The 21,321-nt window shown below is 64.2% G+C and carries 18 protein-coding genes; 9 read left to right on the top strand and 9 right to left on the bottom strand.

The window, feature by feature from the left end; all coding sequences use genetic code 11:
• The first annotated feature begins 319 nt into the window (after window positions 1-319).
• Window positions 320-1,867 (top strand): FGGY-family carbohydrate kinase, encoded by a 1,548-nt coding sequence (locus AC1Z32_RS16800; protein WP_483479697.1) that lies wholly within the window; start codon window positions 320-322, stop codon window positions 1,865-1,867.
• A 1,149-nt stretch (window positions 1,868-3,016) separates the two neighbouring features.
• On the opposite strand, the gene AC1Z32_RS16805 is transcribed toward AC1Z32_RS16800, so the two are convergent.
• Window positions 3,017-3,838: an EAL domain-containing protein gene (locus tag AC1Z32_RS16805; RefSeq protein ID WP_483479698.1), complete on the bottom strand. Its 822-nt coding sequence runs from the start codon at window positions 3,836-3,838 to the stop codon at window positions 3,017-3,019.
• A gap of 251 nt (window positions 3,839-4,089) precedes the next feature.
• Between AC1Z32_RS16805 and hmgA the strand changes: the two genes are divergently transcribed.
• The 4 genes from hmgA (at window position 4,090) to AC1Z32_RS16825 (ending at window position 7,973) form a co-directional block, all read left to right on the top strand.
• A complete protein-coding gene (gene hmgA, locus AC1Z32_RS16810; RefSeq protein ID WP_483479699.1) occupies window positions 4,090-5,427 on the top strand; it encodes a homogentisate 1,2-dioxygenase in 1,338 nt (445 codons plus the stop codon).
• The gene (gene fahA, locus AC1Z32_RS16815; protein WP_483479700.1) at window positions 5,424-6,710 is read left to right on the top strand and encodes a fumarylacetoacetase; all 1,287 of its coding nucleotides are present in this window, start codon (window positions 5,424-5,426) and stop codon (window positions 6,708-6,710) included. Before hmgA ends, fahA begins: the two co-directional genes overlap by 4 nt.
• Before the next feature lie 144 nt (window positions 6,711-6,854).
• Complete coding sequence (locus AC1Z32_RS16820) at window positions 6,855-7,601, top strand: hypothetical protein (protein WP_483479701.1); 747 nt, start codon at window positions 6,855-6,857, stop codon at window positions 7,599-7,601.
• 6 nt (window positions 7,602-7,607) lie between these two features.
• Window positions 7,608-7,973 (top strand): hypothetical protein, encoded by a 366-nt coding sequence (locus tag AC1Z32_RS16825; protein ID WP_483479702.1) that lies wholly within the window; start codon window positions 7,608-7,610, stop codon window positions 7,971-7,973.
• Between the two features lie 95 nt (window positions 7,974-8,068).
• Here AC1Z32_RS16825 and AC1Z32_RS16830 read toward each other — a convergent pair whose 3' ends face one another.
• Together AC1Z32_RS16830 and AC1Z32_RS16835 are read right to left on the bottom strand one after the other, a co-directional pair.
• Entirely contained in the window at window positions 8,069-9,229 is a 1,161-nt protein-coding gene (locus tag AC1Z32_RS16830) for an MFS transporter (RefSeq protein WP_483479703.1), read from the bottom strand.
• 22 nt (window positions 9,230-9,251) lie between these two features.
• Window positions 9,252-10,424, bottom strand: a complete 1,173-nt coding sequence (locus tag AC1Z32_RS16835; protein ID WP_483479704.1) for an MFS transporter — start codon at window positions 10,422-10,424, stop codon at window positions 9,252-9,254.
• Between the two features lie 316 nt (window positions 10,425-10,740).
• Here AC1Z32_RS16835 and AC1Z32_RS16840 point away from each other — a divergent pair, with 316 nt between their 5' ends.
• Window positions 10,741-11,184, top strand: a complete 444-nt coding sequence (locus AC1Z32_RS16840) for a hypothetical protein (protein WP_483481660.1) — start codon at window positions 10,741-10,743, stop codon at window positions 11,182-11,184.
• Here AC1Z32_RS16840 and pdeM read toward each other — a convergent pair.
• Genes pdeM through AC1Z32_RS16860 form a run of 4 tightly spaced genes read right to left on the bottom strand, consistent with a single transcriptional unit; the run spans window position 11,147 to window position 17,168 of the window.
• Window positions 11,147-11,836, bottom strand: a complete 690-nt coding sequence (pdeM, locus tag AC1Z32_RS16845) for a ligase-associated DNA damage response endonuclease PdeM (protein WP_483479705.1) — start codon at window positions 11,834-11,836, stop codon at window positions 11,147-11,149. The two genes, AC1Z32_RS16840 and pdeM, sit on opposite strands and share 38 nt — an antisense overlap.
• Window positions 11,837-14,437, bottom strand: coding sequence for a ligase-associated DNA damage response DEXH box helicase (locus AC1Z32_RS16850; RefSeq protein WP_483479706.1), 2,601 nt, complete (start codon window positions 14,435-14,437; stop codon window positions 11,837-11,839).
• Complete coding sequence (locus AC1Z32_RS16855; protein WP_483479707.1) at window positions 14,434-16,101, bottom strand: ATP-dependent DNA ligase; 1,668 nt, start codon at window positions 16,099-16,101, stop codon at window positions 14,434-14,436. Before AC1Z32_RS16855 ends, AC1Z32_RS16850 begins: the two co-directional genes overlap by 4 nt.
• Complete coding sequence (locus tag AC1Z32_RS16860; protein ID WP_483479708.1) at window positions 16,098-17,168, bottom strand: ligase-associated DNA damage response exonuclease; 1,071 nt, start codon at window positions 17,166-17,168, stop codon at window positions 16,098-16,100. Before AC1Z32_RS16860 ends, AC1Z32_RS16855 begins: the two co-directional genes overlap by 4 nt.
• Window positions 17,169-17,390: 222 nt before the next feature.
• On the opposite strand from AC1Z32_RS16860, the gene AC1Z32_RS16865 reads away from it, so the two are divergent.
• On the top strand, window positions 17,391-17,888 hold the full coding sequence (locus AC1Z32_RS16865; protein WP_483479709.1) for a plasmid fertility inhibition factor family protein: 498 nt from the start codon (window positions 17,391-17,393) through the stop codon (window positions 17,886-17,888).
• 87 nt (window positions 17,889-17,975) lie between these two features.
• Here AC1Z32_RS16865 and AC1Z32_RS16870 read toward each other — a convergent pair whose 3' ends face one another.
• Complete coding sequence (locus tag AC1Z32_RS16870) at window positions 17,976-18,974, bottom strand: LysR family transcriptional regulator (protein WP_483479710.1); 999 nt, start codon at window positions 18,972-18,974, stop codon at window positions 17,976-17,978.
• Between the two features lie 651 nt (window positions 18,975-19,625).
• Between AC1Z32_RS16870 and AC1Z32_RS16875 the strand changes: the two genes are divergently transcribed.
• Both AC1Z32_RS16875 and AC1Z32_RS16880 read left to right on the top strand, forming a co-directional pair.
• Complete coding sequence (locus AC1Z32_RS16875) at window positions 19,626-19,946, top strand: hypothetical protein (protein ID WP_483479711.1); 321 nt, start codon at window positions 19,626-19,628, stop codon at window positions 19,944-19,946.
• Between the two features lie 27 nt (window positions 19,947-19,973).
• On the top strand, window positions 19,974-20,822 hold the full coding sequence (locus tag AC1Z32_RS16880; RefSeq protein ID WP_483479712.1) for an aldo/keto reductase: 849 nt from the start codon (window positions 19,974-19,976) through the stop codon (window positions 20,820-20,822).
• A 12-nt stretch (window positions 20,823-20,834) separates the two neighbouring features.
• Here AC1Z32_RS16880 and AC1Z32_RS16885 read toward each other — a convergent pair whose 3' ends face one another.
• Window positions 20,835-21,254: a hypothetical protein gene (locus AC1Z32_RS16885; RefSeq protein WP_483479713.1), complete on the bottom strand. Its 420-nt coding sequence runs from the start codon at window positions 21,252-21,254 to the stop codon at window positions 20,835-20,837.
• Between the last annotated feature and the right edge of the window lie 67 nt (window positions 21,255-21,321).

Genomic DNA, 21,321 nt, shown 5'->3' on the forward strand with positions numbered 1-21,321 from the left:
TTCGCAGTGACGCCCGATGGCGACCAAAGCGGCTATGCGAGCATTTGCTCGTTTGATGATCTAATGATCGTATTCGCTCGGGCGAAAGTCAAGGCGCGGTATTTCCCGCGACGCCGCGCAATTTGCGCGCCGCGTGGCATCGTGATGCGCCGTCGGCGCGTGCGCCGGGAGCGCATTGCGGCGCACAAACGTTGTCCTTCGGCGTGGATCGGGAATAACCCGGATAGGCAATGTGGCGGCCATTGAACGAAGGTGCGTGAGCCAAATGCCCTTTGACGCCTTTAACGATAGGCGGAAAAACAGAACGCGGGAGACAGACATGGATTACGTGATCGGCATCGACATCGGCACGCAGAGCACGAAGGCGCTGCTCGTCGATACCAGCGGCGCGATCGTCGCGCAGCATTCGAGCGCCTACCATCCCGATACGCCCAAGCCGCTTTGGGCGGAGCAATGGGCGTCCGTATGGTTCGATGCCGTGACCGAATGTATCGCGGGCGTCGTTACGAAGGCGCGGGAGAAGGGCGTCGCGGCGAGCGACGTGAAGTCGCTCTGCGTGAGCAGCCTGTACGGCGGATCGGGCATTCCCGTTGATGACAACATGGAACCGCTCTATCCGTGCCTCATCTGGATGGACCGGCGCGCGACGGCGGAGGTCGACTGGGTGCGCGAGCACGTCGACATGAAGCGGCTGGCAGCGATCACCGGCAATGGCGTGGACAGTTACTACGGCTTCACGAAGATGCTCTGGCTGCGCAACCACAAGCCGGACGTGTGGAAGAAGACGCGTTATTTCCTGCCGCCCAATGCGTTCGTGATTCAACGGTTGACGGGCGAACTGGCTGTCGATCACAGTTCGGCGGGCAATCTCGGCGGCGTGTACGACGTTGCTGCGCGTGCATGGTCGACGGAGGCACTCGACATGCTCGGCATTCCCGCATCGATGATGCCGGAGCGGCTCGTCGAATCGTCGGAGGTGGTGGGCGGGCTCTTGCCGCAGTGGGCCGACAAGCTCGGTCTTGCGGCGGGCACGCCGGTCGTGGCCGGCGGCGTCGATGCCGCGGTGGCGACCTTCGCGGCGGGCGTCACGAAAGCGGGTCATCACGTCGCGATGATCGGCACGAGCATGTGCTGGGGCTACATCAACCAGACCGTCGATGCGAGCCATGGGCTCGTGTCGATGCCGCATGTCTACAACGGCAAGCATGATCTATATGTATTCGGCGGCGCGAGCACGGCGGGGCAGTGCGTCGCGTGGTATCGCGATCAGTTCTGCCAGGGCGAGATCGCCGCGGCGAAGGCGATGCCGCATGGCGATCCGCATGTGCTGCTGGAGGAGGCGGCTTCGAAGGTCGCGGCGGGTTCGGATGGCGTCGTGTTCCTGCCGTATCTGATGGGCGAACGCAGCCCGGTCTGGGACGCGCGCGCGAGCGGCAGCTTCGTCGGGCTCAATTTGTTTCATACGCGCGCGACGCTTTATCGCGCGGTGCTGGAAGGTGTCGCGTTCGCGTTGAAGCACAACATGGAGGCGGGGCGGCGCGGCGCGCAATCGCTCGATGACAGGCTGATCGTCGTCGGGGGCGCGGCGCATTCGGATCTGTGGATGCAGATCATCGCGGATGTCACCGGGTATCCGGTGCTGTCGATCGAACAGGATGTCGAAGCGGCGATGGGGGCGGCTTTGCTCGCCGCGCTGGGCGTGGGACTGATTTCGCGCGAAACGGCGGAAGGCGGGTGGGTAACGCTCGTTGAGCGGGCTCGGCCGGATGGCGCGCGGCAGCGCGTGTATGCGGAACGTTTCGGCGTTTATCTCGAGCTTTATCCGGTTTTGAAGCCGTTGATGCATCGGTTGAGGGGGGGTGAGTGAGGTCGCAGGATCCTGATTTCGCGTCGGTCTATTAGCGTTGCCCCTGTGCGGGGCGGCAGTCACTTTCTTTGCTGCTGCAAAGAAAGTAACCAAAGAAACAGCTTGTCCCATCCAAAGTGCTTCATGCCGGCCCCGGCACAGAAGATGGTATGTGGTCCGGCAATAGCGAGTGCCCTCAGAGGTCTAACCGGGCGTGGACCGCGCACGGTCTGACAAGCTAGTTGTTTTGGCGCGCTGGTTCAGCACAAATAGTTCCGGCACAGCGCTACGCGCTGCCGCTGGGTCTACAAGGGAAACCAACGGTCGGCAAATGCAGTGAGATGGAAGCGTTAGCAAAGAAGCACGCGCAGACCCGATGGACCGGTCGGCCGCGAAGCGGGCCGGAGCTTGTTGGCGCTTTACCAGTCCGTTATGCGGCGCGATGTGGCAGACCGTGCGCGATCCAAGCTCGGTGAGTTTTGTGAGGGCACTCGCTACTGCCGGACCACTTGCGCAGTTCTGTGCCGGGGCCGGCCTGAAGTACTTTGGATGGGGATAGCTGTTTCTTTGGTTACTTTCTTTGCAGCAGCAAAGAAAGTGACTGCCGCCCCGCACAGGGGCAGAGCCAATAGACCACCAAGAAAACGGGATCCGGCAAAAGCACTGGCAAACCCAACGACAACCGCAGAAACCCCTTACCGCCCATGAACAGAATAGTGTTTGAGCGCGCTGGTTCGGCACCAAATAGCTCCGGCACAGCGCTACGCGCTGCCGCTGGGTATGCATGAGAAACCAACGGTGGGCGAATGCAGTGAGATCGAAGCATTAGCAAAGAAGCGCGCGCGGACCCGATGAACCGGTCGGCCGCGCAGCGGGCCGGAGCTAGTTGGCGCCTTACCAATCAGTTAAGTGGTGCGATGTGACAGACCGTGCGCGATCCAAGCCCGGTATGGCCTGTGAGGGCACTCGCTACTGCCGGACCACATACCATCTTCTGTGCCGGGGCCGGCCTGAAGTACTTTGGATGGGGATAGCTGTTTCTTTGGTTACTTTCTTTGCAGCAGCAAAGAAAGTGACTGCCGCCCCGCACAGGGGCAACGCTAATAGACCACCAAGAAAACGGGATCAGCCGAAAGCACTGGCGAACCCGACGACAACCGCAGAAACCCCTTACCGCCCATGCACAGGATGTGCATCAAACACCGGCCCCTGCACGAAATGCACATCGAACTGCTGCAACGCGTTGAACATCGCTTCATCGGAGACATTAGAAAAGATGAGCGGAATCTTCAACCGATGCGCATAAGCCACGAGATGCTTCACCACGGAATCACGCAAAGCCGCGCCCGCATCCATCTTGATGAAGTCGAGCCGCGCCATATCCGACACTGACATGATCTGCCCGGCATTGGGCAAATTCCCGGCGACCTTGAACCCGTAATGCTGATAGCTCTTGGTGAGATACCCGAGAAAGGTCTTGTGCGCGACCGCTGCCGCGGGCAGTTCGATCACCACGCGCGACGGGCTCATGCCGAACTCCATCAGCACGGAAGAGAAGTGCAGCCCGTGGTCATACTTCACGCTCTTCAGAAGCCGCTCGTGCACGCGCAGGAACAACAGCCCCGGCCGATGCGGCCCGAAGAAATTGAACGCATGCAGCGCCCGCGATAACCGGTCGAGCGCGACCAGCTCGCGATCGTCTTCCAGCTGACCGAACGGATCGCGCGGCGCATCGCCCTGGATCAGCGTCAAGGCCTGCACGCCGAGTTCATCGCCGAAACGCTCGGCGCTCTCCGGCGATGCACTCAATGTCTGCGGAAAGCTGTGCGTGCCGACATCGAAGATCGGCTCGTACGCGCTCGAGATGCAAAGGTCGCCGTAGTGCGCGATCGCCTGTCCCGCATGTTCGCTCTCTCCGAGCACGACATGCGCGCCAAGAAACGGATGCCGCGCGGCGCGGGCGACGAGTTCAGGCAAGGACGGGGCGATCATGGATGGAGCGTTCGAGTTCGTGAGGCATGCCGTACCGGGCGATTTTCATTCGAATGGTCGATGGTATCAGCGCGCAACACCGCGTCCAGCACCAAATTGACATATTGATATGCCGGCAAGAGCGCGTCGATTAAGGGTTTACGATGAATTTCACTAATCGTAATTGGTTTTACTATGCGTAAAACGCAGCGACGGAACGCCGCACAGTTTCCGTCGCCTGCATTGCCGATCACCCGCCGAGGATTTCGACCATGCCAACGTTCGAGACGCACACGGACGCAAACCAGCACTACCAGTCCGGTTTCGCCAATGATTTCGCCACGGAGGCGCTGCCGGGCGCGCTGCCGATCGGCCGCAACTCGCCGCAGCGCGCGGCTTACGGCCTATACGCCGAGCAGCTTTCGGGCACGGCGTTCACCGCGCCGCGCTCGCACAACCGCCGCTCGTGGCTGTATCGCATCCGGCCGGGCGCGGTGCACAAGCCGTTCACGCGCATTCCCGCCGACATGCTGCGCGCGAAGCTCGTCGCCAATTTCGCCGAGGTTCCCGCGACGCCGCCGAACCAGCTCCGTTGGGATCCGCTGCCGATGCCCGCCGCGCCGACCGATTTCATCGACGGCTGGGTGACGATGGCCGGCAACGGCGCCGCCGAATCGATGACGGGCTGCGCGATTCATCTCTACGCGGCGAACCGCTCGATGCAGGACCGCTTCTTCTATAACTCCGACGGCGAACTGCTGATCGTGCCGCAGCAAGGCCGACTCGCGATCTGGACGGAGCTCGGAAAGGTGGATGTCGAGCCATACGAGATCGCGGTGATCCCGCGCGGTGTGCGCTTTTCGGTTGCGCTGCCGGACGGCGAAGCACGCGGCTATATCTGCGAGAACTTCGGCGCGCTCTTGCAGCTGCCGGACCTCGGGCCGATCGGCTCGAACGGACTCGCGAATCCGCGCGACTTCCTCACGCCGAACGCCGCGTATGAAGACCGCGAAGGCAAGTTCGAGCTGGTCACGAAGATGAACGGCGTGCTGTGGCGCGCGGATATCGGTCATTCGCCGCTCGATGTCGTTGCGTGGCACGGCAACTATGCGCCGTACAAGTACGACTTGCGCCACTTCAATACCATCGGCTCGATCAGCTATGACCATCCGGATCCGTCCATCTTCCTCGTGCTGCAGTCGCCGAGCGACACGCCGGGCGTCGATACGATCGACTTCGTGATCTTTCCGCCGCGCTGGCTCGCCGCCGAGGATACGTTCCGTCCGCCCTGGTTCCACCGTAATGTCGCGAGCGAGTTCATGGGCCTCGTGCACGGCGTCTATGACGCGAAGGCCGAAGGCTTCGTGCCGGGCGGCGCGAGCCTGCATAACTGCATGTCGGGGCACGGGCCGGATGCGGAGACGTTCGAGAAGGCATCGAATATCGATACGACGAAGCCCGCGAAAGTCGACGCCACGATGGCCTTCATGTTCGAGACGCGCAATCTCATCAAGCCGACGCAGTTCGCGCTCGAAACCGCGCAACTGCAGGCGAATTACTACGAGTGCTGGCAAGGCCTCACGAAACACTTCAACCCGGAGCAACGATGAACGACGCGCTCAAAGCCACACTCGCGCCCACTCTGAAGAGCTGGATCGAATCCGCGAACGATCCCGCGAGCGACTTCCCGATCCAGAACCTGCCGTTCGGCATTTTCAGCGACGCGGTGAATGTCGCGCCGCGCGCGGGCGTCGCGATCGGCGAGTGGATCGCTGATCTCGCGGTGCTCGAACGGGCGGGTCTCCTCGATGCGCAAGGCACGTTCGACAAGCCGCGCCTGAACGATTTCATCGCGCTCGGACGCGAGAAGTCGCGTGAAGTGCGCATCGCGCTTTCGGCCTTGCTCGCACAGGGCAACGCGACCTTGCGCGACGATGAAGCACTGCGCCGCCGCGCGCTCGTGCCGCGCTCCGACGCGACGATGCATCTGCCGGTCGAGATTCCGGGCTACACGGATTTCTATTCGTCGAAGGAGCACGCGACCAATGTCGGTTCGATGTTCCGCGATCCGAAGAACGCGCTGTTGCCGAACTGGTCGGAGTTGCCGGTGGGTTATAACGGGCGCGCGTCGTCGGTGGTGGTGAGCGGCACGCCGGTGCGCCGCCCGAACGGCCAGATCAAGCTGCCGAACGAAGACCGGCCGGTTTTCAGCGCGTGCCGCAAGCTGGATATCGAACTGGAAACGGGCTTCATCATCGGCCGCGGCAATACGCTCGGCGAGCCGATCGCGTGCGAGGACGCCGAGGCGCATATCTTCGGCATGGTGCTGCTCAACGACTGGAGCGCGCGCGATATCCAGCAGTGGGAATACGTGCCGCTCGGGCCGTTCAATTCGAAGGGTTTCGCGACGACCATCTCGCCGTGGATCGTCACGCTCGATGCGCTCGAGCCGTTCCGCACCGCGACGCCCGCGCAGGAGCCGCAGCCGCTCGCGTATCTGCGTCACGAAGGCGATCACGCGTTCGATATCGAACTGCAAGTGACGCTGCGCCCCGAAGGCGTGCAGACGCCGACGACCATTTCGCGCACTAACTTCAAGCTGATGTACTGGTCGATGGCGCAGCAGCTCGCGCATCACACGGTGGGCGGCTGCAATACGCGCGTCGGCGATCTGATGGGCTCCGGCACGATCAGCGGCCCGACGCCGGAATCGTGCGGCAGCCTGCTCGAAAGCACATGGAACGGGCAGCGGCCCTTGACGCTGGAAGAGGGCGGCGAGCGCGTGTTTCTGCAGGACGGCGATGAAGTCACCTTGCGCGGATGGTGTCAGGGGGAGGGGTATCGCGTGGGGTTTGGGGAGTGTGTGGGGGAGATTCTGGCGGCGCGGGGGTAAGGAGAGAAAGCGACTTGATGCATGCCTCGCGTCCGAGGAAACAGACGCGGGGCATTCAATATTTATTACGCATATCGAAGTATTTATCGAATAGGGTTCTCTGCATGTAAATCTCACGAACGCGGGCTACGCTCGACGAGGCGGATGTTCAAGAACACCACTGTCCTGTCCATATCGGGACGCATATATCAATACTTTCAGCGAAGCCTGACCATGACGAAAAATCGCTGGGATGACAAGACATATGTGATCTGCGAGTCTTTCTTCTTTAAAGCGCAACTGGACCCGTTTGAAGTGCACGCCGCGAAAGTCGAGGCGGATACCATCAACTTTCTCGAATGCGTTGGTCGCACCCCCGACTATATCGATCCGCGCATCGAGCTCGAAGACGTGCGGCAACTTCTGGGCGATCGTATCGTGAGCGGAAGCGAATGGCACGGCCCGGTTGGAGAGCACTTTCCGGACGATCAACTGATTCCAGCGTTTGTGCGCGAGCTGGAGCGTCGTAAGCTGATCGCGATCGAGTATGAGTGGCCACACACATCCCCGATCGCGTCCGCCGAGGCGATCAGCCAGCGACAGAAGCTTCGACCGGAAGAAGTCAGGAGTTCGGCGCACGCTTCGCTGGACGGGAAACCCTTCGAATACACGGAAGAAGGCGTTGGCACCGACTCCGAGCTAGTCGCCGGAATGCCATTCAACGGTGCGCCAGGAGCGTGGGCCTCCAGCATGCCAGGCAAGATGCCGCAATTGCGGCAGTACGGCGCGGACGGGCGACCACAGACCGACTTCGATCTGGAGGCGCATCATCGCAATCCGAATCCCCATGCGCATAATTGGAGCAACGGAACGCGCGATGAAGGCGCGCCCGTCTCCTTGCTCCCTTGGTGACTCGCCATGTCGATCACACTGCTAGACGAATGGAACAACTTCCACGATTGGTATCTGGACAGCATCACCATCGGTCCGAACTCGGAGCCGAGGCGAATCGCGCTCGGTTTGCATCGGCAAGAGGCGCGCGTGCTGATCGATTTCAGCGGTGTGACGTGCGTCGTACTGGACGGACTGGGGCTGTTGAACATCGTCTACTCGATCAAGGCGATCGAGCCGACGAACGAGAATTACGCACGAGTCAGAGCCGCTCTGGAAAAGGGAGAGCGCCTCTCTGACAGAAGCGGAGAGCATACGGTCTTCATGTACTCGACCTTGGGCGCCGAACTCGCAATCGAATTCGACGCGCTTTCGATCGAGCCCATTGGGTAGCCGGAAGACGCTGATCGATTCCAGTCCCAAACGCAAGGCGCCCAATTCTGCGTTTGCACACGGCGGCGGCCGGCTCGCGGGCGAATGCCGAAGACCTAACCAGAAGAACGCGCCGCGGACATGCGCCCTTCCCACCACGCCGCCACCACGAACGCCACCGCCGCGACCGTCAACACGCCGATCAACGCATCCGCGCCGATACGCTGCATCAACGTCCCCGCGACGATCGGCCCGCCAAAACTCGCCACACTCCACGACGCCCCGACGATCGCCGTCGCCGACACCAGCGTCGGGCCGCGAAAGCGCTCGCCGCACGCGACGATCGACAGCGTATAGACGCTGCCCGCCGCCGCGCCGATCACGAAGAGCAGCGGCCAGCAAATCCACGGATACGCGACCGCCCACGGCAAGAGCGGCAGCAGCAGCGCCACGACGATACCCGCGCCCGCATGCACCTTCGCGCGCCCGATGCGATCGGCGAGCCAGCCGATCGGGAATTGCATCGTGGTATCGCCGAAGAGAATCGCGGACGCGAACAGCACGCCGATATCCTCGCCGATCCCATGCGACATCGCGAAGAGCGGCATCAGCGAAAGCGCGAGCGTATCGAAGAGCGCGAAGAAGCCCGTGCCGATCACGAGCGCCGGCATGCGCGGCAGCACCTGCCGCCAGTCGCCGTGCTCGCCTTCCCCGGACGCCAGCGCGTGCGGCGTGCCGCGAATGGAGGCGAGCACGGGCAGCGCCAGCAGAAAGATCGCGCCGCAGATCGCAAAGCGCATCGACGGCAGGCCGCCTATCGCGGTGATGAGCACCGGGCCCGTCATCTGGAAGAGGGTGAAGTTGGTCGCGTAGATCGCCACGACGCGCCCGCGCGTGGAATCGTCGGCGAGCTGCGTGACCCACGCCTCGCCGATGGTGAAGAGCAGCATCAGCGCCGCGCCGCACAGAAAGCGCAGCACGGCCCAGAGCCACAGGTTCGCCGTGAACTGCATCGCAATGGTGGACAGCGCCGCGACGACCACCGTGCCGACGATCGTCTCGCGCGCCCCCACACGCGCGGCGACGCGGCTCGCGAACGGCGCGACGGCGAGGCCGCCGCCCGCCTGCATTGCCGTCATCAGGCCGACGATATCGGTGCCGTGGCCCGCTTGCGTGAGCGCGAGCGCGGTCAGCGGCAGCGTCGCGCCGAGGCCTAAGCCGACTACCGCCACGCTCAGGATCAGCGCGAGAAAGTCACGCGAGAGAATGCCCTTCATTCACCGTGCCGACCGCCGGAAATCAGGCGGCTTGTCCGATCGAAAGACGGCGCGCGCGCTTGTCGAGCGTCGCCGAGAGCAGCGTGAGGCCGAACGCGCTCGCCGCCATCAGAATGCCGACCCAAGGCAGCGACGTGAGCGGCGCGCCCGCGCTGATCACGCAGCCGCCGAGCCACGCGCCCGTCGCGTTGCCGAGGTTGAACGCGCCCTGATTCAACGTCGACGCGAGATTCGGCGCATCGCTCGCGCGGTTCACGATCAGCATTTGCAAAGGCGGCACGATCGCGAACGCGAGCACGCCCCAGAAGAAGATCGTGATCATCGCCGAGACGGGCTCGTGCATCGTGCCCGCGAAGATCGTCAGGATCACGACGATCGCCAGCAGGAACGACAGCAGCGAGCGCAGCAGCTTCCAGTCCGCGAGCTTGCCGCCGAGCGTGCTGCCCACCGTGAGCCCGAGGCCGAACAGCAGCAGCACGTACGTGACCGCGTGCGGCGAAAAGCCCGTCACGTCCTCGAGGATAGGCGTGATATACGTGAACACTGAGAAAAGACTGGCCGATGCGAGCACGCTGATGCCGAGCACCATCAGCACTTGCGGGTTCTTGAGCACGTCGAATTCGCGCAGGATGCTGGTCTCGCGCATCTCGATGTGCTTCGGCAGGCACACGGCGAGCGCGCCCGCCGCCGCGATGCCGATCAGCGTGACGACCCAGAAGGTCGAGCGCCAGCCCGCCGCCTGGCCGAGCGCGGTGCCGAGCGGCACGCCGAGCACGTTCGCGAGCGTGAGGCCGGTGAACATCAGCGCGATGGCCTGCGCGCGGCGGTTCGGCGCGACGAGATCGGCGGCGACCACCGAGCCTATGCCGAAGAACGCGCCGTGGCAAAACGCGGTGACGATGCGCGCGCCCATCAGCACCCAGTAGTTCGGCGCGAGCGCGCACAGCAGATTGCCGACGATGAACACGCCGATCAGGTTCATCAACGCCTTCTTGCGCGGCATCTTCGCGGTGACGACGGCGAGGATCGGCGCGCCCACCGTGACGCCGAGCGCATAGCCGGACACGAGCATGCCCGCCGCCGGGATCGACACCGCGAGATCGCGCGCGACGTTGGGCAAGAGGCCCATGATGACGAATTCGGTCGTGCCGATGCCGAACGCGGCAATGGCGAGAGCGAAAAGAGGCAGAGGCATGGCGGAGGGCGGCGCAAGTGTCACGCTTTCAGCGCGCATCGTCGGATTGAGCGATGCAGGCGCCGAGGCGGAGTGGAAGGCTCGAATTGTACCGAAAGGGGTTTTTTGATGCTGGTATAAACCCTGATGCCTCTCGGCCCGAGCCATGCTTTGGCCTGAACGGATATTCTTACGGACGCAGTCCCGGCGCATGAGTCTTGCAGGCAGCGCGCCGCCATGCGTCAGATGTTCCCGGTAACACACGCGCGGGCGCGCATTCGTTGCGCGCGGCGCTCGCCCGTGAGTGTTGGAAAAACGCAGCAACTACTCGATGAAGATGTCACCTATCAAAGCCCTTATCCGCACCGCCATCGCATCCGCGATGCTGCTCGCCACGCTCGCGCACGCCCAGAGCGACGCCGCCGGCCCCATCGCCACGAAGGCGGGCGCGCTGAATTTCCTGCGCGACGAATCCGGCATGGCCGCGCTCATCGACACGCAAGTGTTCGATCGCTTCGACGCGAAGCGCATCGCGCACTTCGACGAAACGTCCGGCACGAGCGACTCCGTCACGCGCATGCTCGTGCAGTCGGACACCGGCCCGGTGCTCTACGACTTCCGCCGCAATCCGCCGCTCGTGCAGCGCGTGAATCAGCGCATGACGGTCAAGCGCGTGTTCTGGCAAGGCGAGGAAGTGGTGATGCAGTCGAATCTCGGCTGGTACGGCTTCCAGCGCGGCAAGCTCACGAAGCTGCAATCGTCGACCTCGGTCTACCACTGAGCGGAAATACGCGTTCGCCGGCGATCACGTAGACCGCTTCGCCGCGTGCGTCGGCGTTCACTTCGAAGCCGCCCGTGAACGCGCCGAACGCGGGCAGCACGCCCGCGCGCGCGCCGAAGCGAAAGCACGGCAGACGCGCGCTGTCGATGCGCGTCGCGAGCCGATACACCGGATGCTCGTGACCGGCGAGCGCATAGGCGTCACCGACCGTCCGCGGATGATGGCAAAGCGCCCACGGCCCGAGCACGTACGGCTCCTTCACGACCTCGACGCCAAACAGGGCGGGCAGCGCGCCCGCGTGTTTGTCGTGATTGCCTTCAACGAGCACGAGCGTCAACTCGCGATGCCTCGCGCGCCACGCGGCGAGCGCGTCGAGCGTTTCTTCGGCGTGGGACTCGCGTGCGTGCAGCAAGTCGCCGAGAAAGACGATCGCTTCCGGATGATGCGCCGCGACGAGCGCATCGAGCCGCGCGAGACTTTCTCCCGTCGTGCCGATGGGCACCGGAATGCCGCGCGCGCGAAACACTGCATCCTTGCCGAAATGCGCATCGGCGATGAAGAGCGTCATCCGGTGCGGATCGAAGGCCGCGCGGTCCGCGGAGAGCAGAAGCGCATGGCCGTTCACATCGATAGTCAAAGCCTCGGTCGTCATTTATGCCTTCGCCGCCTTCTCCAGATCCGCGAGCATGCGCTCGACGCGATCCGACAGCTTCTCCGTGCTCACCTTCTCCCGCAAGCGCGCGACGATCAGCGGAAACGCGAAAGGCGTCGGCTTCTTCGGATGCGTCAGGGCGAGCCGGCTTTCGCTCATGCGCTGCAACGCCGCGCGGATGCGGCCGAGCTCGAGCTCCTGCAGCATCACTTCCTGATCCGCCTGCGCGAGCAGCAGATTGGCGCTGTCGTGCTTGCGGAAGACTTCGTAGAAAAGGCCGCTCGACGCCTGCAGTTGCCGCGCGCTCTTCTGCTGCCCCGGATGTCCTTGATAGATGAGCCCCGACACGCGCGCGATCTCGCGAAAGCGCCGCGCCGAAAGCTCCGATGCGTTCAGGCTCGCGAGAATGTCGTGCTCCAGATTCTCCGGTGAAAACAGACCTTCCGCGATGAGCGTCTCCCAATCGAACGGCTGTGCCGACAGCAGTTCGAAGCCGTAGTCGTTCATGGAAATGGAGAACGTGCCCGGCCGGTCGCGTGATGCGCGCCAGCCGAGCAGCGATCCGAGCCCGATATGCGCCATGCGTCCCGCGAACGGATAGCAGAAGAAGTGATGTCCTTCGCGCGAGCGCACCAGCTCGACGACCAGCACGCCCGGCCCCGGCAGCGCCGACCACTTCGCCTGCAAGTCGAGCAGCGGCTTGACGGCGCGCATCTCGGGCTCGTCGTAGATGCCATCGTTGGCGCGCGCGAGCATCACGAGCGCGGCGTCGGCCAGCTCGGACGAGAGCGGCATCTTGCTGCCGGCCCATTGCGGCATCGCGCCGCGCGACGAGGTCGCGCGCTTCACGTAGGCGGTCATGTCGCGCACGCGCACGAGTTCGAGCGCGCGCCCGCCGAAGGTGAAGACATCGCCGGGCTTGAGACGCGAGATGAACGATTCCTCCATTGCGCCGATGCGTCCGCCCGTCATATACGCAACGCTGATGGTTGCGTTCGCAACTATCGTCCCGACGTTATTGCGGTGCCTGCGCGCGAGATCCTCGCGCGGCACGCGATACACGCCGTCATCGCCTTTCACGACGCGATGAAAATCCGGATACGCCGCGAGCGACGCGCCGCCGCGCTCGACGAACGCGAGCGCCCAGTCGAACTCGGCTTGCGTCAGATCGCGATACGCGTAGGCGGTGCGCACTTCGTCCAGCATGTCATCGGGCGTGAAGCCGCCGCCGATCGCGACCGTCACGAGATGCTGCACGAGCACGTCGAGCGGCTTCAACGGCATGTCGCGCCCTTCGATGCGATGCTCGCCGATCGCCCAGCGCGCCGCGGCCGCTTCGACGAGCTCGAGCGCGTGCGTCGGCACGATCGACACGCGCGACACGCGGCCCGGTGCGTGGCCCGATCGCCCGGCGCGCTGCATCAGGCGCGCGACGCCCTTCGGCGAGCCGATCTGAAACACGCGATCGACCGGCAGAAAATCCACGCCGAGATCGAGACTCGATGTGCACACGACCGCCTTCAGTTGTCCGTTCTTGAGCCCGAGCTCGACCCAGTCGCGCACTTCCTTGTCGAGCGAGCCGTGATGCAGCGCGAGCAGGCCCGCCCATTCGGGCCGCAATTCGAGCAGCGCGCGATACCAGATCTCCGATTGCGAGCGCGTGTTGGTGAAGACGAGCGAGCTTTGCGCGCGATCGATCTCATCGGCGACGGGACCGACTTGCCGCACGCCGAGATGTCCGCCCCACGGAAAACGCTCGATGGTCTCGGGAATCAGCGTATCGACGATGAGCGTCTTCGGCTGCGCGCCGCGCACGACGACGCGCGGCGTCTTCACGGGATGGAGCAGCGCGTCGTGCGCCAGAGCGAGATTGCCGAGCGTTGCTGACAGTCCCCAGATTTGCAGATGGGGCCGCCAGCGCGCGAGGCGGGCGATCGCGAGTTGCGTCTGCGTGCCGCGCTTGTTGCCGAGCAGCTCGTGCCATTCGTCGACGACGATCATGCGCAGATGCTTCAGCTCGTCGCGAGCGTTGGTGCGCGTCAGCATCAGCGTGAGGCTTTCGGGCGTCGTCACGAGCGCCGACGGCATGCGGCGGTTCTGACGCGCGCGTTCGGTCGACGACGTATCGCCGGTGCGCAGCCCGATCGTCCACGGCACGGACAGCGCGCTGACGGCGGCCTGCAGCGCGCGGGCCGTGTCGGCGGCGAGCGCGCGCATCGGCGTGATCCAGAGCACGGTCAGCGGCGCGGGCAGGGCGTTCGGCTTCGGCGGCTTGTCCGCATACGCGGCGAGCGCGCCGAGCCACACGGCCCAAGTTTTGCCGGCGCCGGTCGTCGCGTGAAGCAGGCCGCTCGCGCCGCGTCCTATCTCGCGCCACGCCTCGCGCTGGAATTCGAACGGCTGCCAGCCGCGCTCGTCGAACCAGCGCGCGATGCGTTCATCGACAGGCTTCGCGGCCTCGTTTTCGTCGTAGGCGAAAGGCGCGGGCGTGAAAAGCTCGGCGGCGGCATCGAGTTTTGCTTGGGCGGCGCGCGTGCGAGGCACGCGGCGCGGCCGTGGAGCGCGACGCTTGCGCTCGTCCGCCGATTCGGGCGCGCTCATGCCACCGCCTCGTGCAGAAAGCCCTTGAGGATGTCGAGCGTATCGGCGTCTTCGATTTTCTTGTCGGTGCGCCAGCGCAGCATGCGCGGAAAGCGCACCGCGATGCCCGACTTGTGGCGCGGGCTCGCCTGTATCCCTTCGAAGCCGATCTCGAAGACGAGCGTCGGCGTGACGCTTCTCACCGGCCCGAACTTTTCGATGGTCGTCTTGCGCACGATCGCATCGACCTGGCGCATTTCCTCGTCGGTCAGTCCGGAATACGCTTTCGCGAAGGGCACGAGCGTGCGCACGCCGTCGGCTTCGTCCCAGACGGCGAACGTGAAATCCGTGTAGAGGCTCGCGCGCCGTCCGTGGCCACGTTGGGCATAGAGCAGCACGGCGTCGATGGAATACGGATCGATCTTCCACTTCCACCATGTGCCCGATGCCTTCGTGCGCCCGACGCCGTACATCGACGCGCGCTCCTTCAGCATCAGGCCTTCGACGCCGCGCGCGCGGCTCTCGTCGCGCAACGCGGAAAGCGCCGGCCAGTCCGGTGCGGCGACCATCGGCGAAACGCGCAGCAAGTCCATCGCGAGCGATGTGGAGAGTGCATGCGCGAGCGCGTCGAGCTGCGCGCGCCGCGCGTGGAGCGGCTCGGTGCGCAGATCGCGGCCATTCGCTTCGAGCAGATCGTAGGCGAGCAGCGCGGCGGGCGAATCGGCGAGCACTTTCTTCGTGAGCGACTTGCGCGTGATGCGCGGCTGCAGACGGGCGAACGGCAACGGCGCGCTCGCGCCCGGCTCCCACGCGAGAATTTCGCCATCGATCACCGTGCCATCGGGGAGCGCCGCGCCAAGCGACGCGAGTTCCGGAAAGCGTTCGGTGACGAGATCCTCGCCGCGCGACCAGATCCACACGCGCCCCGCGCGCTTCACGAGCTGCGCGCGTATGCCGTCCCACTTCCATTCGGCGATCCAGTCGTCGGGCGAGCCGAGCGTCGCAGGATCGGCCTGCAGCGGATGCGCGAGAAAGAACGGATAGGGCAGGCCGATATCGCTTTCGTGCGGCGTATCGATGTCGTCGCCCGCGGCTGCCGGTGCGACGAGCCGCAAATAGCGCGCCGCGCTCGGCGCCTGCCGCGAATCGGTCCAGCCGACCATGCGCTGCGCGACGCGCTTGTGATCGACGCCCGCGACTTCGGCCAGCGCGCGCACGACGAGCTGCCGCGCGACGCCCACGCGAAAGCCGCCGCCGATCAGCTTCGTCAGCAGAAAGCGCTCGCTCCAGTCGAGTTCATCCCAATAGCTCAACAGGCGTTCACGCAATTCCGAAGGATTCGCGCCGCGCAACGTGAGCACGCGCTCCTCGATCCATTGCGCGAGCCCGAGCGACGATTCGCCCGACGCGGGCGGCAGCACATGCGCGATGGTCTCGGCGAGATCGCCGACTGCCTGATACGACTCCTCGAAGAGCCATTCCGGCAGGCCCGCGCGCTCGCGCGCGAACTCGGTGAGCAGGCGCGTCGGCACCGACTGGCGCGGCTTGCCGCCCGCGAGAAAGTACGATGCCCATGCGGCGTCTTCAGGCTCCGCCGCCGAGAAATACGCGATCAGCGCTTCGAGCTTCTCGTTGGTCGATGTCGTCGCGTCGAGCGCGGCATAGAGCGTCGCGAAGCGTTTCATGTCGCGGCGCTCTCGGGCTGCGCGGTATCGGCTTCGATCGCGTCGTCGCCGTATTCGGTCTTGAACGCGCCCGCATCGAGCCCCTGCTCGCAGAGCCAGCGCACCATCGGCTCGATCTGGCCGTGCGTGACGATCACACGCTGGGCGCCCGTCGCGCCGATCGCGAGTTGCAGGCCGGGCCAGTCGGCGTGATCGGAGAGCACGAAGCCGCGATCGACGCCCTTGCGTCTTCGCGTGCCGCGCAGACGCATCCAGCCGGACGCGAAGGCGTCGCTGTAGTCGCCGAAGCGGCGCATCCACGTGCTGCCTTGCGCGGACGGCGGCGCGACGATCAGCGCGCCTTTGAACGCGGCCTTGTCCTTCGCCGCGATCTCGCTGACGAGGCGCGTTTGCGGCAACGCGATGCCTGCGTCGCGATAGGCGCGATTGAGCGGCTCGACTGCGCCGTGACAGAAGATCGGGCCGATGGCGGCATCGACGCCCGCGAGAATGCGCTGCGCCTTGCCGAACGAATAGCTGAAGAGCACCGACACGCGTCCTTGCGCGGCGTTGTGCCGCCACCAGGCATCGATGCCGTCGAAGACATCGCGCGAGCTGTCCCATCGATAGATCGGCAGGCCGAACGTCGATTCGGTGATGAACGTATCGCAGCGCACGGGCTCGAAGGGCGCGCAGGTCGGATCGGGCTCCACCTTGTAATCGCCGGATGCGACCCAGACGCGTCCCTTGTGCTCGACGCGCACCTGCGCCGAGCCGAGCACGTGCCCAGCGGGATGCAGCGACACGCGCACACCGTTTACGACGATTGCTTCTCCATAGGCGAGCCCTTGCACATCGATGCCTGGAAGCCGCGACAGCAGCACGCCGACGCCCGGCTCGGCGGCGAGGTAATGCGCGTGACCGAAGCGTGCGTGGTCCGCATGCGCATGCGTGATGACGGCACGTTCGACGGGCCGCCACGGATCGATATGAAAGTTGCCCGGCACGCAGAAAAGTCCCTCGGGCCGCGCCACGATGAGGTCGGAAGAAGTGTCCACTGACGGTTGAGCGATGCGCGTTTGATGCATGCAGGGCAGCCGGGCGACATGCGTGCCGCCATGCCATTCGGGAGTGTTCGATTCTGGCAACAAAAGCACGCCACGTGCCCGTCATGGCGCTTTCATGAATCGCGTCTAGGGTGTAAAAGTTTATCTGGTTCGAGCGACTGTTTAGCGACGTTCGTTCGAGCCGTTGTCAGCGAGGCACGCGCGCACGGGGCGCGCTCCACAGTCTTCTTCTTATTGCCGAACATGGACACGATGGTTGCGCCGACCGCCGCAGAAGCGGTCTGGATCGTCAGGCTCCAGAGCCATCCGCAGTATGACTTCGTGCGCCTGAAACGGGTTTTCAGCGAGTACGGTTCGCGCCATCAGGTCGTGCTCGTCGACGTGAGAAAACTTCTCGAATGCGCCGACCGCGACGACACCGACTACGTGCTCAAGGCCGTCGACGACTGGCACGCGGGCAAGGTGCGCGGCATCCGCGAGTTTCTCGACCCGGATAATCCCCGCGTGCCGGAAATGCCTTACGTGACCATCAGCGTGCGCCGCTCGCCGGGTCTGCTCGGGCTTCTCGGCGTGCACAGGGATGGCGTCGTCGCGTTCCGCAACGGGCAGCATCGGGCGCGCTACATGGCCTATGCCGGCGCGCTCTGCATGCCGGTCGAAGTGCATGAGCGCGAGGCGCCCTTGCTGCGCGCGATGTGCGCGGCGCCGGATGCATCGAGTTCGGAGTACGGGGAATTTTGAGCGTTGCGCGCGCCGCGCGCTATCGCGCGGTGTTCGTCATCGACGCGGGCCGGACGGCGGAGTGGCCGTGCCGGCACGCGCGGGTCTTCAGTTGGCGGTGGCCGATGCGTTGCGCATCGTTTGCAGGGGCATGATCGACGAAAGGGGCGACCGGACCACTTCGTCGGGGCGGCCGCTGTTGGCGGCGAACTCGCGACTCAGATAGTCCAGTGCATAGTCGATGAAAAAACGCGTCTTGACAGGCAGATATTGCCGCCCCGGATAGACGATCGACACCTTCATGTCCGGGTCGTCGATGGTGTATTCGGGCAGCATGCGAACGAGCGTGCCGTCTTCCAGATCCGCGTGCACGATGCCTTCGGGCAGAATCGAGAGGCCCATGCCCCGCAGGGTGGCGAGGCGGACCATCAATCCGTTGTTGACCGTGTACACCGGCGCGAGCGTCACCTGGTCCGCCGCGCCGAGGCGGTGGCGGAAGTGCCAGGTCTGGCTGCGCATTTCGTTCGGCAGTCCGACGGATGGCAACGTTTGCAGATCGGTGGGCGAAGCGGGCATGCCATGCTCGGCGATGAACGCGGGCGTAGCGACCGGGACGAGCGCGTTGGTGCCGACGGGCCGTTCGATGAGCGCCGTGCTCGACACCATGAACGCCGTCACGATGCCGACGTCATAGCCGTCCTCGACAAGATCGACGTGGCGCTCGGCGAGCGTCAGGCGAACATTGACCTTCGGATAGAGGTGACGGAAGCCGTCGATGAGCGGCGTCAGCGTGAGAAGCGAGAGCGCGCTGGACGCAACGACGCGCAACGTGCCGCTCGGTTCGCCTTCGGTATGCGTGACAGTGGATTCCAGATGGTCCAACTCTTCGAGCAGCGCGCGGCAACCCTCCAGATAACGGGTGCCGGCTTCAGTAAGAGACAGATTGCGGGTGGTGCGATTGATGAGACGGGTTCGGAGGTGCGCTTCGAGCATCGCGATTGCCCGCGTTACAAGCGCATTCGAGACATCGAGTTGTTGAGCCGCGCGGCGAAAACTTTCCGTATCCGCCACACGCACGAAGACGCGCATTGCATGGATCTGGTTCATCTTGATGCCCTCGGTTGTGCCACGGTGTTTGGACACATCGGTGGTGTCAGATGTGTCCGGTTATTGACCGATCTGTGAATCGATAATATTGACGTGCGGAAAATATTGCAATAACTAAATATCGAAAGTGATGCGTTAGCCCGGACGATTATCCCAATGGCCTTGTATTGCGCGGCGCCCCGGCGTGCGGGCGAGCGTCATTCCTAACGGGAGCGGCCGCATCCGCATTAACCCCCGCCATATAAGTTTTGCGGCGCGAAAACGATCTGGTCGCCACTGAGTTTCGTATGAGACATGGGGGTAAATACTTAATAAGTCGCATTTTCTGTCACGAAGATGACAACACCGGGGGTCATATATCACCAAATGCGATTAAAGATTTTATTTATTGATTTGAAGTTCCGATAACTATTTTTGTGATCGGTTCGAAGATATCGACGGGATTATTGAGATTGAATGCCCGGATCGCCGGCGGGTCAATAAGAATGGTCGACACCGCATTATGGAATCTGATTGGAGCAGCCTTGGATTCCCCTCTTTTGACTCGCAAACGGCTATTTCATTGGCTCGACCAGAAACGGTCCGTTTTGGACCGGCGGCATTTGCGGCGCGCTGATTCTCCCTTAAAGCGCCGCGCGCGTTTTGCCCGCCATGAAGGACATCGCAACGGCGTTTTTCATCTTCGCGCTGTTTTCACTGGTCCGCAATATTTCGCGAACATCGGGCGCGGCTGGCGGTGACGATCGCGCCCGTCATCGTTTTAGGCGGCGTCCCGGATGTCTATGTCAAACGGGCCGGCGTGATGCGCCGCGCGCGGCGCCCGCCGATACGCACGGTGTCTTCGTCGCGCCCGGGCCTCTCCTCTCCGGCACGGATCCCGCGCTGTCCGGCACGCAATTGCAACTGCTCTCGCTGCCGGAACCCTTGGCGGGCTGGCTGGTGCGAAACGATGGTGTGCTCCTTGCGCCATAATCGCCGGACACACAAGGAGGCTCTTTCATGGCGCAATCCAATCCGACGACCGTCACGCTCCCCGCCGGCGAAGCCATCCCGAAGCTCGGCCAGGGCACCTGGGAAATGGGCGAGCGGCCGAACGCGCGCAAGAGCGAAATCGCGGCGTTGCGCGAAGGCGTGGAGCTTGGCATGACGCTCATCGATACCGCCGAGATGTACGGCGACGGCGAAAGCGAAAAGCTCATCGCGGAGGCGCTCGGCGACCGGCGCGACGCGTTGTTCATCGTCAGCAAGGTCTATCCGCACAACGGCAGCGAGCGCGGCGTGCAGGCCGCGTGCGAGCGCAGCCTCAAGCGCCTGAAGACCGACCGCATCGATCTGTACCTGCTGCACTGGCGCGGCGGCGAAGATCTGGAAGGCGTGGTCGCCGGGTTCGACAAGCTGAAGCGCGACGGCAAGATTCGCCACTGGGGCGTCTCCAACTTCGACACCGACGACATGGAAGAGCTCTTCGCGCTCGATGGCGGCGACGCCTGCGCGACCGATCAGATTCTCTTCAACGTCGCGCGGCGCGGGCCGGAGTTCGATCTCCTGCCGTGGCTGCGCGAGCGCCGCATGCCCGCGATGGCCTATAGCCCCGTCGATCATGCGCGCCTGCCGCGCGGCGGCGCGCTGGAAAGGATCGCGGCGGCGCGCGGCGTGTCGGCATTTCAGGTCGCGCTCGCGTGGGTGTTGCAGCAGCCCCAGGTGTTCGCGATACCGAAAGCGGCCGACGTCGCCCACGTGCGCGAGAACCGCGCGGCGCTCGACCTTCAGTTGTCCGCCGACGAACTCGCGGACATCGATTCGCAGTTCAAACCGCCGAAGGCGAAGCGCTCGCTCGAAATGCTTTGATGTTGCTGCGGATCACGTGCATGCGTGATGCGCATGCACCGAACCGAGCACGGCGACTTCGGCGGGCGTGCGCTTCAGATCGGCTTCGTTGACCTGCTTCGCGTCGGCGAGGAAGTCGTCGACGATCGACGAGACCTTCGTGTCCGTCAGGCACAGCGACACGCGCTTCGTCTCGGTATCGGGCAGCGATGCGCGCTGCGACAGGAACAGCACGCCGTACTGATAGCCGCGCACGATGCCGCGCACCGCGCCCACGCATTGCCCTTGCGCCGTGTTGTCGGACTTCGTGGCGCATTGCTGCGCGAGCGCGTAGGCGGAGAAGGTGGGATCAGTAGCGCCGGGCGCCGGGGCTTGCGGCGCGGTCTGCGCCTGCGCGGCCATCGCGGCGCCGAAGGTGAGTGCACAGAGCGCAACGGAAAGGGCGGGTTTCATCGATTGAATCCTCGTTGTTTTGGACATGAACCGATGAGAGACGCGCGGCAGCGCTTTGGTTCCGATG

It is taken from the genome of Caballeronia sp. 11_S32 (assembly GCF_056930355.1).